Origin of the sequence: Corynebacterium gottingense (assembly GCF_007559235.1) — a bacterium.
In the GTDB taxonomy this organism is placed as follows: Bacteria; Actinomycetota; Actinomycetes; order Mycobacteriales; family Mycobacteriaceae; genus Corynebacterium; species Corynebacterium gottingense.
In genome coordinates this window covers 1-13,702 of record NZ_VMHH01000019.1, presented here as the reverse complement: position 1 = coordinate 13,702, position 13,702 = coordinate 1, and the positions used below count along the sequence as shown (strand labels likewise).

Annotated in this window: 13 protein-coding genes; 8 read left to right on the top strand and 5 right to left on the bottom strand. The window is 67.9% G+C overall.

Going from position 1 to position 13,702, the window contains the following annotated elements:
* Window positions 1-57: 57 nt before the first annotated feature.
* Window positions 58-825, bottom strand: a complete 768-nt coding sequence (locus FPH17_RS12155; protein WP_154880761.1) for a hypothetical protein — start codon at window positions 823-825, stop codon at window positions 58-60.
* Window positions 826-911: 86 nt separating this feature from the next.
* Window positions 912-1,139 carry a DUF3263 domain-containing protein gene (locus tag FPH17_RS11680; RefSeq protein WP_233125623.1) on the bottom strand — a complete coding sequence of 76 codons (228 nt, stop codon included), beginning with the start codon at window positions 1,137-1,139 and terminating at the stop codon, window positions 912-914.
* A gap of 16 nt (window positions 1,140-1,155) precedes the next feature.
* Between FPH17_RS11680 and FPH17_RS11675 the strand changes: the two genes are divergently transcribed.
* From FPH17_RS11675 to cls, 5 genes are read left to right on the top strand one after another with little or no spacing between them, the layout of a single operon-like run.
* The gene (locus FPH17_RS11675) at window positions 1,156-1,728 is read left to right on the top strand and encodes a peptide deformylase (protein WP_207758789.1); all 573 of its coding nucleotides are present in this window, start codon (window positions 1,156-1,158) and stop codon (window positions 1,726-1,728) included.
* A gap of 19 nt (window positions 1,729-1,747) precedes the next feature.
* Complete coding sequence (locus FPH17_RS11670; protein ID WP_154880759.1) at window positions 1,748-2,842, top strand: hypothetical protein; 1,095 nt, start codon at window positions 1,748-1,750, stop codon at window positions 2,840-2,842.
* Complete coding sequence (locus FPH17_RS11665) at window positions 2,842-3,819, top strand: N-acetylglutamate synthase, CG3035 family (RefSeq protein ID WP_154880757.1); 978 nt, start codon at window positions 2,842-2,844, stop codon at window positions 3,817-3,819. The genes FPH17_RS11670 and FPH17_RS11665 overlap by 1 nt, the downstream gene beginning before the upstream one ends.
* 60 nt (window positions 3,820-3,879) lie before the next feature.
* Complete coding sequence (locus tag FPH17_RS11660) at window positions 3,880-4,671, top strand: exodeoxyribonuclease III (RefSeq protein WP_154880755.1); 792 nt, start codon at window positions 3,880-3,882, stop codon at window positions 4,669-4,671.
* Window positions 4,668-6,158: a cardiolipin synthase gene (gene cls / locus FPH17_RS11655; RefSeq protein WP_154880753.1), complete on the top strand. Its 1,491-nt coding sequence runs from the start codon at window positions 4,668-4,670 to the stop codon at window positions 6,156-6,158. Before FPH17_RS11660 ends, cls begins: the two co-directional genes overlap by 4 nt.
* A gap of 330 nt (window positions 6,159-6,488) precedes the next feature.
* Here cls and FPH17_RS11650 read toward each other — a convergent pair whose 3' ends face one another.
* Genes FPH17_RS11650 through FPH17_RS11640 form a run of 3 tightly spaced genes read right to left on the bottom strand, consistent with a single transcriptional unit; the run spans window position 6,489 to window position 8,602 of the window.
* The gene (locus FPH17_RS11650; RefSeq protein WP_158221688.1) at window positions 6,489-7,217 is read right to left on the bottom strand and encodes an ABC transporter permease; all 729 of its coding nucleotides are present in this window, start codon (window positions 7,215-7,217) and stop codon (window positions 6,489-6,491) included.
* Window positions 7,210-8,148: an ABC transporter ATP-binding protein gene (locus FPH17_RS11645; RefSeq protein ID WP_095554032.1), complete on the bottom strand. Its 939-nt coding sequence runs from the start codon at window positions 8,146-8,148 to the stop codon at window positions 7,210-7,212. The genes FPH17_RS11650 and FPH17_RS11645 overlap by 8 nt, the downstream gene beginning before the upstream one ends.
* A complete protein-coding gene (locus FPH17_RS11640) occupies window positions 8,141-8,602 on the bottom strand; it encodes an NUDIX domain-containing protein (RefSeq protein ID WP_095536328.1) in 462 nt (153 codons plus the stop codon). The genes FPH17_RS11645 and FPH17_RS11640 overlap by 8 nt, the downstream gene beginning before the upstream one ends.
* A gap of 35 nt (window positions 8,603-8,637) precedes the next feature.
* Here FPH17_RS11640 and FPH17_RS11635 point away from each other — a divergent pair, with 35 nt between their 5' ends.
* Genes FPH17_RS11635 through FPH17_RS11625 form a run of 3 tightly spaced genes read left to right on the top strand, consistent with a single transcriptional unit; the run spans window position 8,638 to window position 13,558 of the window.
* Window positions 8,638-10,143, top strand: a complete 1,506-nt coding sequence (locus FPH17_RS11635; protein WP_154880749.1) for a GlnX family signal transduction membrane protein — start codon at window positions 8,638-8,640, stop codon at window positions 10,141-10,143.
* Window positions 10,140-11,138, top strand: coding sequence for a glutamate ABC transporter substrate-binding protein (locus FPH17_RS11630; protein WP_154880747.1), 999 nt, complete (start codon window positions 10,140-10,142; stop codon window positions 11,136-11,138). Before FPH17_RS11635 ends, FPH17_RS11630 begins: the two co-directional genes overlap by 4 nt.
* Window positions 11,135-13,558 (top strand): serine/threonine protein kinase, encoded by a 2,424-nt coding sequence (locus FPH17_RS11625; protein ID WP_244288114.1) that lies wholly within the window; start codon window positions 11,135-11,137, stop codon window positions 13,556-13,558. The genes FPH17_RS11630 and FPH17_RS11625 overlap by 4 nt, the downstream gene beginning before the upstream one ends.
* Window positions 13,559-13,702: the final 144 nt, after the last annotated feature.

Genomic DNA, 13,702 nt, shown 5'->3' with positions numbered 1-13,702 from the left:
ATGTTGATGGCGCTGGTAGGTACCGAAGTCTGTGCCAGACCTGCAGCCTGAATTTTCTTAGTCATCCCGCATGCGCCCATCGCACTGGAGCTCTTTCTTGGTGGGCTCGGAGATTGGTTTAAGAGACGGGGCAGCGGGGGCGGCGGGGGCGGCCTCGCCGGCATCGCCATTGGCGTTTGCGTCAGGGTTCTGCGCGTCCGGGGTGTTGGCGTCCGGGTTTTGCGCATCAGGGTTCTGAGCATCCGGGTTCTGTGCGTCGCCGTCCTGGCCCGTGTTTTCCTGGCCCGGCGCCGGTGCTGCCGCGCCATTGTTAGCGCCGTTGTTGGCGCCGTTCCCGTCCGCGCCGTTGGGCTGCGCGGCGTCGCTTGCCTGGCTGCTCTGGGTCTCTTCAGCGGTGTTGCTCGGGGAGTCGTCGCCCTTGTTCAGCGCAAAAACGGCCCACAGTGCGAGCAGCACGCCGACTGCAAGCAGGATCATGCCGAGGCCGCGCTTCGGGATCCCCGCTGCCGCGGCGTCGCGCGAACCAGCGGCGTCCGCAGCCGCAGCGCCCGCAGCGCCGCCCGTGGCCACGGTGGATCCGCCAAGCGCCCCGCGGCGCTCCTCTTCCTCATCAACCAGCTCGGCCTCGACCGGCTCCGCCTCTACGTACTCCGCATCTTCGTAAGCTGCGTCTTCGTACGCTGTGTCGTAGTACCTGTCGTCGGCGTAGCCGTCACCGTATTCTTCCGGCTCGTCGGCGCGCCGGTGGGCGCCACGGTAGTCGTCACGATCACGCGGGAACTCATCTCGTCCGCGATGTCCATCACCAGGGTTCACAGTATTCACATGCGCCACTCTAAACCCTCAAGCCATACTTGAGGTAGAGGTGCGCGTGTGACACGCCGAACGCTGATCGTCATCAAGCGCAAACGCTACCCAATCTCGCGCGCCTCTCGCACCGCTCGCAATCGCCGGACCAGCTGCGGCGCGTACGCAAGCGCCTCCGGCGACTCCAACAGCAGGTTCAACCGCTGGTAGTACCGGGTGGGATTCAGCCCGAGCTCTCGCCGGATCGCTTCCTCCTTCGCACCCAGGCTGCGGGGCGCGTGGGCTTCGAAGTCGAGGAGTTCGCGGTCGGAATCGGAAAGCGTCGAGAGCATGCTTAATATAGTAGGCATGACGATTCGACCCATCGTGATTTACGGCGACCCTGTCCTGCACAACCCGACCCGCAAGGTGGAGCAGCCCGTGGAGGAGCTGCAGGAGCTCATCGCCGATATGCACGAGACGATGGACGCCGCGCACGGCGTCGGCCTGGCCGCGAACCAGGTGGGCGTTGACCTGCGCCTGTTTGTGTACCACTGCCCGGACGGCGACGAGATGCGCCGCGGCACCGTGATCAACCCGGTGCTGGAGACCAGCGAGATCCCCAAGACCATGCCGCGCGACGACGGCGAGGACGACGAGGGCTGCCTCTCCGTCCCCGGCGAGGGCTTCCCCACCGGCCGCGCGGACTGGGCCAAGGTCACGGGCCTGGACGAGCACGGCAACGAGATTGCAATCGAGGGCACCGGTTTCTTCGCTCGCTGTTTGCAGCACGAGGTGGGCCACCTTGACGGTAAGGTGTACACCGATGTACTGACCGGCCGCTACAAGCGCGAGGCCAAGCGCGCGATCAAGGCCAATGGTTGGACCGAGCCGGGCAACACTTGGCTGCCGGGCACCGACGAGGACCCGTTCGGCCACTAGCCCACAAGGGAAGGAACTTATGCGCACCACCGCCGCTATCGCCGCAGGCACGATCGTGCTCGCCGCAGCGCCGTTCGCATCGGCCGAGGAGCCGCTGGAGCAGTTGCTTATCGACGTCACCGCGTCCCACAACTCCCACTCCGAAACCCTCGAGGCGCAGCAGGAGGACATCGACGCCGCCGAGGAGTCGGGCGACGACGAGGCGCTGGTCGAGGCCCAGGACGCCTACCGCGCCACCCTCAAGGAGTGGCGCACCGACCTCATCGACGCCTCGGACGACCTGCGCGAGCTGCGCGCGGACGCGGAGCAAGAGGCAGAGGAGTCCGGCACGCCTCTGAGCAAGGAGGACAAGGAAGCCTTCACCGAGGTGGCGGACGCTATCAAGGAGGACCGCCAGACAGTCCGCGAGCTGCGCACCGAGGTGCTCGGCGACGACGAAGCGGTCTGCCTCCCCGGCCTCATCGCCGGCGACACCGGCTTGGGCGGCCTGCTCGGCACGACCGCCATGGACGCGGTCGAGCGCTCCGAGCAGGGCGACAAGCGCATCGCTTTCGACTGCGCGCCGGAGTCCACCCACGCCACCACCGAGGTGAAGCGCGCGGAGGAGCCGACGGCGGTGGCGGGGTCGACGGAAGCGTCGACAAGCGTGAGCGCTGAGCCGGAAGCGACCGAAGCGACCGAGGAGCCCAACGTGCGGTACCGCGCGAACGTGCTCGCGGACAGCGACGAAGAGGACGACGAGACGACCTCGTCCTCCACCTCCAGCGAGTCGAGCACCACCAGCACCACTGCGACCGAAACCTCATCGTCCACCAGCTCGCCGGCAGAGACGACCACGGGGACCGCATCGAGCACGACGAGCTCCTCGAGCAGCACATCCGAGAGCACGTCGGCGACCGCGATCCTGCACAACCGCACGACGTCGGCGAGCTCCTCGACCAAGTCGTCGACCACTACGCGCACGACCAGCAGCACCCGCTCCTCCTCCACCACCACCGAGGAGGACGAGCGCGAGGGCGACCTCGCCGAGACCGGCACGCCGATGCTCAACCTGATCGTGCTGGCACTGCTGCTCACGGCAGGTGGCGTGTTCCTCGTGCGCCGTCCGGCGTAATGTCGCGCATCTTCCGCTCCGACGAGGTGGCCGTCGGCGACCGCGTGGTCGTACGTCAGCGCCGCGGCGAGATGGCCAGCGACGTCATCGGCCACGTCCTCAGCCTCAGCCCGCTGGTCATCCGCCCGCAGGAGGTCGGCGGTTTCCCGTCATTCAAGGACGCGGTAGAGATTCGGGACGTGCACATCATCAAAAAACTGTCGCCGCGCACCGTCCGCAACTCCGACATCCGCGCGATCGAAACCGCCACCGCGCGCGCCTTTCCGGGCCAAGAGCAGCAGCTTATCAGCGGCTGGCTCGCCCGCTCCGGTGCCGAAATCGCCGAGCGATCCAACTCCGCCGCCCCCATCGGTCACTCCGCCTCCCTGCAGCCGGTCCCGCTCGACGCGCTCCGCGAGTTCTACGCCGAGCGCGACATGCCGGTGCAGCTGCTGGTGCCGGAGCGCATCGGCAAACCGGCGCTGCGCCTCATCGGGGGCCACCCTGACCGGTGGGAGCTTGGCCAGGAAATCCTGGTCATGACGGCGCCGTGCGAGGACAACCCCGGCGAGCCTGCGGGCGCTGACTTCCGCGTTGACGACACGCCCGACGCCGCCTGGCTCGCCATGTACCACTTCCGGGGCGCCGCGCTGCCGGAGGACACGGTGCTCGACCTGGCGTCGCACATCGAGGGCCGCATCGCCTTCACCCGCCTCGAGCGGGGCGGGCGAACCGTCGCCGTCACCCGCGCGACGCTTACGGAGTCCGACGACGGGCGCACCTGGCTCGGCTACTCCGCCGTGGAGGTTGCCGAGGACTGCCGCCGCCAGGGTCTGGGCACCCAACTCACCCGGCAGCTGCTCGCGTGGGGCGCGCAACAGGGCGCCGAGCGCGCCTACCTGCAGGCCCGCGTGAGCAACACGGCTGCGCTGGCGATGTACCACAAGCTGGGGTTCCTGGAGCACCACCGGCACCGGTACGCCCGGTTGTTGGGGTGAGTCGGGCGGGGGTGACGTGGCGTCGATAAGCACTGCCCCGAAAACGCTAAGGTGGTGGGCATGCGAATTGCCACTTGGAACGTCAACTCGGTGCGGACGCGCGCCGATCGCATCGCCGCATTCCTCGAGCGGCAGGACGTGGACGTGCTGACCATGCAGGAGACGAAGACGGCGGACGCCAAGTTCCCCTACTCCGCGTTTCAGGCGGCGGGCTACGAGGTCGCGCACGTGGGGCACAACCAGTGGAACGGGGTGGCGATCGCCTCGCGGGTCGGGCTCGAGCACGTGCGCGACCACTTCGAACGGCAGCCCCGCTTTGCAAAGAAGGGCGAGCCGGAGCTGGAGGCGCGGGCCGTCGGCGCGGACTGCGGCGGCGTGGAGGTGTGGAGCCTGTACGTGCCAAACGGCCGCGAGATCGGCGACCCGCACTACGACTACAAGCTGCAGTTCCTCTACTCGCTGCAGGACACCGTGCGGCCCGGCGACCTGCAGGTGCTCACCGGCGACTTCAACATCGCGCCTCGCGACGAAAACGTGTGGGACATCGACTGGTTCGACGGCAAAACGCACGTCACGGAGCCGGAGCGCGCCGCGTTCCAGATGCTGGAGGAGACGGGGCTGACCCAGATCACGCACGATGACCTCTACTCGTTCTGGGACTACAAGTCCGGCCGCTTCCCGCGCAACGAGGGGATGCTCATTGACTTCCAGCTGGCCACCGCGCCGCTCGCGGCGAAGGCGACCCGCGCCTGGGTAGACGTGGACGAGCGCCGCGGCACCGGCGCCTCCGACCACGCGCCCGTGATCGTGGATTACGACACCCACGGCCTGAACATCGACCAAGTGCGATGACGTTCTCGTTCGACCTATCGGTCTGGCAGCTCGTTGCCATGACCATTGACTACGCGATCAAGTTCGTCATGATCGGCATCGTGCCGGAGAACCGGCGCCCGGCGTCCGCGAACGCGTGGCTGCTGCTCATCCTCCTGTTGCCCATCGTCGGCCTGCCCCTCTACCTGCTGATGGGCTCGACATTGGTCTCGCGCCGCCGCCACCGCATCCAGCAGCGCGCCACCGCCGCGCTCAACGACATCTACACGCGCACGCCCGACCACCCCGCCGACGCTCGCCTGGCCCCCGACGTGGCGTCGATGATCCGGCTCAACCGCGAGCTCACCAGCTTTCCCGCCGAATACAGCCGCGTCCGCCGCACCTGGACCGACTACGAATTAGTCATGCGCCGCCTTGCAACGCTTATCGACGCCGCCACCTCCTACGTCGACGTCGAAATCTACGCCGTGGCGTGGGACCAGACCACCGGCCCCGTCTTTGAGGCGATGGAGCGGGCCGTGCAGCGCGGCGTCCACGTCCGCCTCCTGTTCGACCACATCGGCTCCATGAAGTACCCGGGCTTCCGGACCCTGAAGCGACGGCTCACCGAAGCCGGCATCGACTGGCACCTCATGCTGCCCCTCAACCTGCTGCGCGGCCGCTTCCGGCGCCCCGACCTGCGCAACCACCGCAAGCTCGTGGTCATCGACGGCCGCGTCGGCTTCATCGGCTCCCTCAACCTCATCGACCGCGGCTACCTCATGCCCAACCACCGCCGCGCCGGACGCCAGTGGGTGGACACCTTCATCGAGCTCGAGGGCCCCATCGTCACCTCCATGGAGTCGCTCTTCGCCGTCGACTGGTACACCGAATCCGGCGAGCTCATCGACCTCCACACCGCCGCGGCCCTCCCCAGCCCCCACGGCGAGGACGTCAACCTAGTGCAGCTCCTCCCCTCCGGCCCCGGCTACCAGACCGAGCCCAACCTGCGCAGCTTCAACTCCCTCATCCACCACGCCAGCGAGCGCCTCATCCTCTGCTCCCCCTACTTCGTCCCCGACGAATCCCTCCTAGAAGCGGTAACCACCGCCTGCTACCGAGGCATCCGCGTCGACCTCCTCGTCGGCGAAAAGGCCGACCAGTTCATGGTCAACCACGCCCAATCCTCCTACTACGAGCAGCTTCTCGACGCCGGCGTGCACATCTGGGAGTTCCCCGCCCCTTATGTCTTGCACACCAAATTCGCGCTGGCGGATCCGGGGGTTGGGTCTGGGGTTGGGCGGCCGGTGGCCATCGTTGGTTCCTCCAACATGGACATCCGCTCCTTCTCCCTCAACTACGAGTCCAGCCTCTTCGTCGCCGAGGGCACCCTCCTCCGCGACCTGCACCGTCTTGCCGACACCTACTTGTCCGTCTCCAGCGAACTCACCCCGGAGCGATGGAACCGCCGGCCTTGGTACCGCCGCTACGTGGACAACGTGATGAAGCTGACCTCCGCGCTGCAGTAGGCGGGGCGCTCGATGACGAGAATGCGTAAAATTTCCGGTTCGCCGCCTACCCAATTCGTCGCGACCTGGGAAACGCCGCTCCCATGCCTCGGTCCCAGGAAATCTCTCACTCGGCCCCCGATTCGCCACCTCAGCTGCAGCAACTCACGCCCAGGATGACGAGAATGCGCAAAATTTCCCATAGCTTGCCTATCTAGACCGCCCTGGCCTGGGGCCACGCCACGCCGCAACCACGCAGCGCAGAAATCTCTCACGCCCACCCCGCAAGACCCCACCAAAAAGCCCCCGACCAGCCGCAACCGGCTGCCCAGGGGCACACAAACCAAACTTTTACGCGTCGCGCTTGTGCAGCAGCACCACGCCGGCCACCCACGCGACGAGGGCCCAGACGACGAAGATGCCGAGGGAGACGAGCGGGTCGTCGTTCGGCGCCTTCTGGTTGAGCATGAACGCGTTGAGGTCCTTGAACGGCAGGAACCGGTCGACGTGCTCGCCGATCTTGGGGATGACGGGCAGGACTCGCTCCACAAGCAGCATCATGAGCAGCCCGGCGCAGACCGTGACTGCAGTGTTGCGGAGCAGCCAGCCGACGCCTTGGACGAGGACGGCGAGGAGTGCCTCGCCAAGCGGGACAGCCCACAGCGCCCGGTGCACGAACGAGTTGCTGGCCCAGCCGACCGGGTTGTTGTCCACCAGGTCCGCCACCGCGAAGCCGAGGACGAGGCTCACCAACGACACCACGGCGACGAGCACCGCGCCAAGAATCAGCTTGGCCAGGGCGAGCTGCCAGCGCTTCGGCGCGACCCGGAAGTTGGTGGCGGCCATGCCGAACCGGTATTCCGTGGTCACCATCATTGAGGTCTGCACCAGCGTGTACATGGAGAGTACGACGGTGATGACGGCTGCCGTCGTCAATGGCTTCGGGAACGACATCGTGTTGTAGATCCAGCCGGTGAGCGCGGCGTTGAGCAGCGAGAGCACGAGCGCCACGATCGTGCACGCGTAGAACGACGCGGTGGTGCGCAGCTTGGTCCATTCGGCGTTGATCAGATTAAGCACGATTTCCCTCCGGTGCGACGTATTGGGCCTTGTCCATGGTCGAGTGCATGTACGCGTCCTCCAGCGAGGCGCGGCGCTCAGTCAGCTCCGCCAGCTGCACGCCCGCCTCGTGGGCGATGCGGCCGACCTCGTCGCTGGTCAGGTCGGGGATTTCCAGCACTTCGCGCTGCGCACTATCCGCGCCACGCTGCACCCGCGCACCGGCCTGGCCGATTGCGGCGCTCAGGCCCTTCATGTCCGCGACGGTGGCGGTGCGCACGACGGTGGTGACGTTGGAGTTCGACGCGATGAACTCGTGCACCGACGTGTCCGCCACCAGCCGGCCGCGGCCGATGACCACCAGGTTGTCGGCGGTCTGCGCCATTTCGGACAGGATGTGCGAGGACACGAGGATGGTGCGCCCTTCGTCGGCAAGCCGGCGCAGCAGGCTGCGGACCCAGCGGATGCCTTCGGGGTCGAGGCCGTTGACCGGCTCGTCAAGGATGAGGTACTCGGGGTCGCCCAGCAGTGCGGCCGCGATGCCCAGGCGCTGGCCCATGCCGAGCGAGAAGCCGCGGACCTTCTTGTCCGCCACGTCGGTCAGGCCGACCAGTCCGAGGACCTCGTCGACGCGCTGCTTCGACAGCCCCGCCGCCTGCGCCTGCCAGAGCAGCGCGTTGCGCGCCGAGCGGTTCGGGTGGATGCCCTTCGCGTCCAGCAAAGCGCCCACGCGGTGGGTGGGGTTGGGGAGGTGCTGGTACAACGTGTCGTCGATAAGCGCACTGCCCGCGGTCGGCGTGTCCAGGCCGAGGATCATCCGCATCGTCGTCGACTTGCCCGATCCGTTTGGGCCGAGAAAGCCGGTGACCACGCCAGGTTTGACGGTGAAGGTGAGGTCATCGACGGCCCGGACCGGACCGTAATGCTTGGTCAGTCCCTGTACTTTAATCATGCGGTTCAGTATGCCCGATAAGGCGATCCAGCGCGGCAGCGAACCCCGGGTGGAGGGGCAGCTCGCGGAGCGCGCCCAGCGGAACCCAGCGCAGCTCCTCGCTCTCCTCATTCGCCGTGACCGGCAGCTGGGCGCCGTCGTCGGTGCGCGCGATGACGGTGGTGTACGCCCAGCCGGGGACCTCAAACGTGATCACTTCCTCGAGCGGGCGCACGCGGTCCGGGTCGATGCCGCACTCCTCCACCGTTTCGCGCAGCGCGGCCTCGCTGGCGGTTTCGTGCGAATCGCGCGCGCCGCCGGGGATGCCCCACGTGTCGCCCTGCGCGGTCCATGCGGCGCGGTGCTGCATCAGGATTGCGTCGCCTGCCTGTAGGAAGAGGCCAGCCGCCCCGAATTTGCCCCAGTACTTTTCACCGTGGGGTCCGATGACCCATCCGTTTCCGTCGCCAAGCATGCCCCCACTGTAGACAGACACGTTATTCTTGGGGAATGAGCCACAACGTGCAGCTGCCCGGCACGGCCCAGGACGGGGCCGCGCCGACGTCTGATGACGCGTGGCTGGACGAGCTCGAGCGCGTCCCCACCCGCCGCACGTTCGGCGCGATCGTGCGCGACTACGCCACGGGCCCGGCGCGCATGGCCCGGCGCGGCGCGAGCTTCCTCGCCACCACGCCCGGCAAGCTCATCGCGATGATGCTGGTGCTCACGCTCGCCCTGCTGGCGGCGGGCGCGGCGATGAGTAGCTCCATGTCCAAGCGGCAGGACTCGCTGGACACCCTGGTCACGGCCACGGAGCCGATGAGCAACTCGGCGCACCTGCTGTTCACCTCGCTGTCGCAGGCAGACACCGTCGCCACCACCGGCTTTGTCCAGCCGGGCATGCTCACGCAGGAGGAAATGGACCTGTACCTGGGCTCGCTGGACCGCGCGGTCTCCGCCTCCAACGACGTCTTCCGCGGCTCGGTGGAGACGGAGAACGGGCAGGGCGGCGCGGAGATCGAGCGCCTGGTCACCTCCATCCAGCGCCAGATCCCCCTCTACTCCGCGCTGATGGAGCGCGCGCTGGTGAACCAACGGATGGGCAACCCGGTGGGCGTCGCCTACATGTCCGAGGCCTCCGGCATCATGCGCGAGCACATGCTCAGCGACGCCGACCGCCTCTACAAACTCACACAACGCCAAGTCGCCCGCGAGATGGCCCGGCTGTCCGCGCCCCAGCTCGTGCCGTTGTCGGGGCTCTTCGCCGCCCTGTTCTTCCTGCTCCTGGCGCAGTGGTGGCTGTGGCGCACGTTCCGGCGCCGCCTCAACCGCGGCTTCCTCGTCGCCACCGCGTCCATGGTGGTGGCGATCCTGTGGGTGGTCGTGTCCAACCTGCAGCTGTGGCAGGCAGGCGTGGTCGGCTTCGCGCGGGCGGCAGAGCCGTGGGAGCAGCTGACGGCCGCGCGTATCGACGCCCAAGAGGCCCGCACCGACGAAACGTTCGCGCTGCTGCGGCGGCAGTCCGTGGCACAGTCCTCGCGCTCCTTTGACTCGACGCACCAGCGGGTGAAGGACGCGCTCGGCGCCGCGGAGAACGCGCTGGACGCGCGCGACACGCCCGCGCTGCGCAACGCGCGGGACGTGGAAGCGCAGGACGGCCCGGTCGCGGCCGAGGAAACGATCGCCTCCGCCCACGAGTCCCTCAACGAGTGGTCCTCCAACCACGACGCCCTCCTCGCCGCTATCGACGCCGGCCAGTACCAGGAGGCCGTGGTCCTCCTCACCGGCAAGCAGCCGGGGACCGAGGAGGCCGGCGACGTCGGCGCGTCGGCGTACCGCGAACTGGACGCGGACCTACAGGACCTGATCACGCTGTCGCGCGTGTCCACGCGCGAGTACATCACCGCATCCCTCGACGCGACCCGTCTGGTCTCGGGCGCGGTCGCGCTCCTGTCGCTGCTCGCGGTGATCTGCATCTGGATTGGTATCCGCCGCAGGATCGGAGAATTCCTGTGAACACTTCCCGCCGCGTCACTGCCGCCGCCACCGCCGCCGCGCTCGCCCTTTCCGCTTGCACCCCCGCACCCAAGCCCTCCCCGACCCCGCCGAGCGACCCGGAGCCGACGTACGAGGGCCTCCCGCTGCCGCCGGGCGCCATCCTGGACCCGCCTGGTATCGCGCCGGAGGGCGAGTTCGCCACCGCGGACTTCGACTGGCCGGGCTCGCTGCGTCCCCACGACGAGGAGGACGGCATCGGCGGCTCGCTGGAGCAGATCCGCAACCGCGACCGCCTCATCGTGGGCATTGACCAATCGCAGTACCTGTTGTCCTACCGCGATACGTCGGCAGGCGACTTGCGAGGCTTCGAGGTCGACCTCGCCCGCGAGATCGCGGCCGACATCCTCGGCGACCCGGAGAAAGTCGACTTCCGCTTCGTGGAGTCCGCCTCGCGCTCGAAGATGCTGCAGTCCGGTGCGGTGGACGTGGTGATCCGCACCATGTCCCTCACCAAGGAACGCACGCAAAAGGTTTCCTTCTCCACCCCGTACATGATCTCGTACGTGCGCCTGCTCGCCCCGCGCGACCGCGGCATCGAGAGCCTGGATGACCTCGCGGGCATGCGCGTCTGCATTGTCGACGGCACCAATCTGCTCAACCTCGCGCGCACCGTCGCCCCGGAGTCCGAGGTCCTGCGCACCCGATCGTGGTCGGACTGCCTCATGGCCACCCAGCAGTTCCAGGCGGACGCAGTGCTTGCCGACGATGCCATCCTCGCCGGCATGGCCGCGCAGGACCCCCACGCCGAGATCGTCTCGGAGTCGCTAGCCCGGCAGCTCTACGCCGTCGGCGTGCAGAAGGGCCACGATGACCTGGTCCGCGCCGTGAACCACACCATCGAGCGCATCCGCGCCAACGGCACCTGGTCCACCATGCACCGCACCTGGCTCGGCCGCTCGCTGGCCGAGCCCACCCCGCCGCCCCTGATGTACCGCGAAGAGGAGGAACAGTGAGCGACCCGACCCCCAAGCGCGACCCCGAGGACACCCCGCCTACCGACGCCGGCCCCGCGACCGACGCCGTCGCCTTCGACCCCTTCGCCGACGACACCGACCCCGGCACCGAGGCCGTGGCGTTCGACCCGTTCGCCGACGATGACGAGGACGAAGACGAGGCAGACTTCTCCGGGCTCGGCGAGATGGCCGGCCTGCTCAAAGACCTCGACGACCTGCGCAAAGGGTCGGTGAAGGAGGAGACCTCGTCGCGCTCGCGCAAGCTGGCGCTGGACACATTCCGCGAGCTGCGCGGCACCCGGCGCGACGACCGCACCGTCGCTGACGGCATGGTGAAGCTGCCCTGGGTCGAGCCGACCGAGCCGCAGAAGGCGCTCAAAGACCCGCGCACCGCGGAGGTGGAGAAGGGCATCCCCGCCCCGGCCCTGCACCCGGGCGACATCGTCGCCGGCCAGTACGAGATCATGGGCGTGATCGCCCACGGCGGCATGGGATGGATCTACCTGGCCCAGGACCACAACGTGGCGGAGCGGGTGGTCGTGCTGAAGGGGCTGCACTCGTCGAAAAGCGCTGATGAGGCGGCGGCCGCCGAGGCCGAACGCGAGTTCCTGGCGGACATCACGCACCCGGGGATTGTGAAGATCTTCAACTTCATCGACGACCCCCGCGTGACCAGCGGTTTCATCGTGATGGAGTACGTGGGCGGGCCGTCGCTCCGCGCGCGCTGCAACGAGCAGCCCGACCACAAGCTGCCGCCCGACGTGGCGATCGGCTACATGCTCGAGGTGCTGCCGGCGCTGGGGTACCTGCACTCGCGCGGCGTGGTGTACAACGACCTGAAGCCGGACAACATCATCGTCACGGAGGACCAGGTCAAGCTCATCGACCTGGGCGCGGTCTCCGGCATCGGCGCCTACGGCTTCATCTACGGCACGCGCGGCTTCCAGGCGCCCGAGGTGGCCTCGGAGGGGCCGTCCGTCCACTCCGACATCTACACCATCGGGCGCACGCTCGCCGCGCTGGTTGTGGAGTTGCCGCAGGTCGACGGCGTGTACAAGCGCCACATCCCCACCCCCACCGAGGAGCCGTTGTTCCGCCGCTACATCTCGCTCTACCGAGTGATCATGCGCTGCTGCGAACCCGAGCCGGCGAAGCGCTACAGCTCCGTCCAAGAGCTGCAGGCGCAGTTGCTCGGCGTGCTGCGCGAGATCCTGGCAATTCGCGACGGCCGCACCTTCCCCGCCCAGCAATCCCAGTTCTCGCCGCAACGTACCACCTTCGGCACGAAGCACCTGGTCTTCCGCACCGACCAGCTCATCGACGGCATCACCCGCACCGTCGAAATCACGCCCCAGGAAGTCGTCTCCGCGCTGCCCACCCCGCTGATCAACCGCGACGACGTCGGCGCCGGCATGCTCCAGGGCTCCTCCTACACCGAGCCGCAGGAAACCCTGGAAACGCTGCGCCAGGCGATGCAGACGGACCAGTACCAGCAGTCGCTGGAAATCCCGTTCGGCGTCGTCCGCTCCATGTTGGACCTCGGCCTGACCCAGCAGGCCCAAACGTGGCTGGCCAGCATGAGCTCCCGCCTCGCCGGCAACTGGCGTTTCTACTGGTACTTCGGCGTGGTCAACACCCTGCTCGGCGACTACGCCGCAGCCCAGCGCGACTTCGCCCGCGTCCTCGCCTTCCTCCCCGGCGAGGCCGCCCCCAAGCTCGCCATCGCCGCCGTCAACGAGCTCATGCTCCAACACCTCGGCCTCCACGAGGAGCCATTGCTTAACGACGCCCTCGCGCGCGCCTCCGCCGGCCTCCGCTCCAAACTCGACGATGTGGACCAATCCTTCTTCGAGGACCTCCACGACCGCGGCCTCCTGGCCCGGGAGTGGGGCCTGATCACCAACGACCCCGCCATGCTGCGCTTCCACTCCATGCGCCTCTACGCCCTGGTCTGGGTGACCAACCCGACCACGGTGTCCTCCGCCTTCGGCCTGGCCCGCCAGCTCATGAACGAGGGCGAGGTCGAACTCGCCGTCGCCGCCCTGGACAAGGTGCCCAACTCGTCGCGCCACAACCGGATGGCCCAGCTCACCGCCATCCTCTGCCTCGTCTCCCGCGACCTCACCGAGTCCCGCATCCGCCGCGCCGCCCGCCGCCTGGACCAGATCCCCAACACCGAGCCGCGCTTCCTGCAGATCAAGGTGTTTGTCCTCCGCGCCGCGCTGACCTACCTCCGCGCCAACAACCTGCGCCGCGCCGACTCCACGATGCCGCTCTTCGAGTACACGTTCAGCCTCCGCGGACTCCGCCGTGGCCTGGCGATCACGCTGCGGGAACAGGCCCGCGTCGCCCCCTACGCCCGGCACCGGTTCGCCCTGGTGGACATGGCAAACAAGGTCCGGCCCGCGACCTGGTTCTAGGCGGGTGGGGGCCTGTCTCTTATACACCCCTGTCTCCTATACACCTCGGACCAGACAAGAACGACGAAGAGGCCGGTCGACCACAGAAAAATAAGAACGAGCAGATAGTGCAAGAGACGACGAGAGAGACTGTATACGATCCGA

Bases quoted from the DNA above. Each gene is read 5' to 3' on its own strand.
- FPH17_RS11670 (WP_154880759.1), top strand. From the start codon at position 1,748: ATGCGCACCACCGCCGCTATCGCCGCAGGCACGATCGTGCTCGCCGCA.
- FPH17_RS11665 (WP_154880757.1), top strand. From the start codon at position 2,842: ATGTCGCGCATCTTCCGCTCCGACGAGGTGGCCGTCGGCGACCGCGTG.
- FPH17_RS11680 (WP_233125623.1), bottom strand. From the start codon at position 1,139: ATGCTCTCGACGCTTTCCGATTCCGACCGCGAACTCCTCGACTTCGAA.
- FPH17_RS11660 (WP_154880755.1), top strand. From the start codon at position 3,880: ATGCGAATTGCCACTTGGAACGTCAACTCGGTGCGGACGCGCGCCGAT.
- FPH17_RS11675 (WP_207758789.1), top strand. From the start codon at position 1,156: ATGACGATTCGACCCATCGTGATTTACGGCGACCCTGTCCTGCACAAC.
- FPH17_RS11640 (WP_095536328.1), bottom strand. From the start codon at position 8,602: ATGCTTGGCGACGGAAACGGATGGGTCATCGGACCCCACGGTGAAAAG.
- cls (WP_154880753.1), top strand. From the start codon at position 4,668: ATGACGTTCTCGTTCGACCTATCGGTCTGGCAGCTCGTTGCCATGACC.
- FPH17_RS11635 (WP_154880749.1), top strand. From the start codon at position 8,638: ATGAGCCACAACGTGCAGCTGCCCGGCACGGCCCAGGACGGGGCCGCG.
- FPH17_RS11645 (WP_095554032.1), bottom strand. From the start codon at position 8,148: ATGATTAAAGTACAGGGACTGACCAAGCATTACGGTCCGGTCCGGGCC.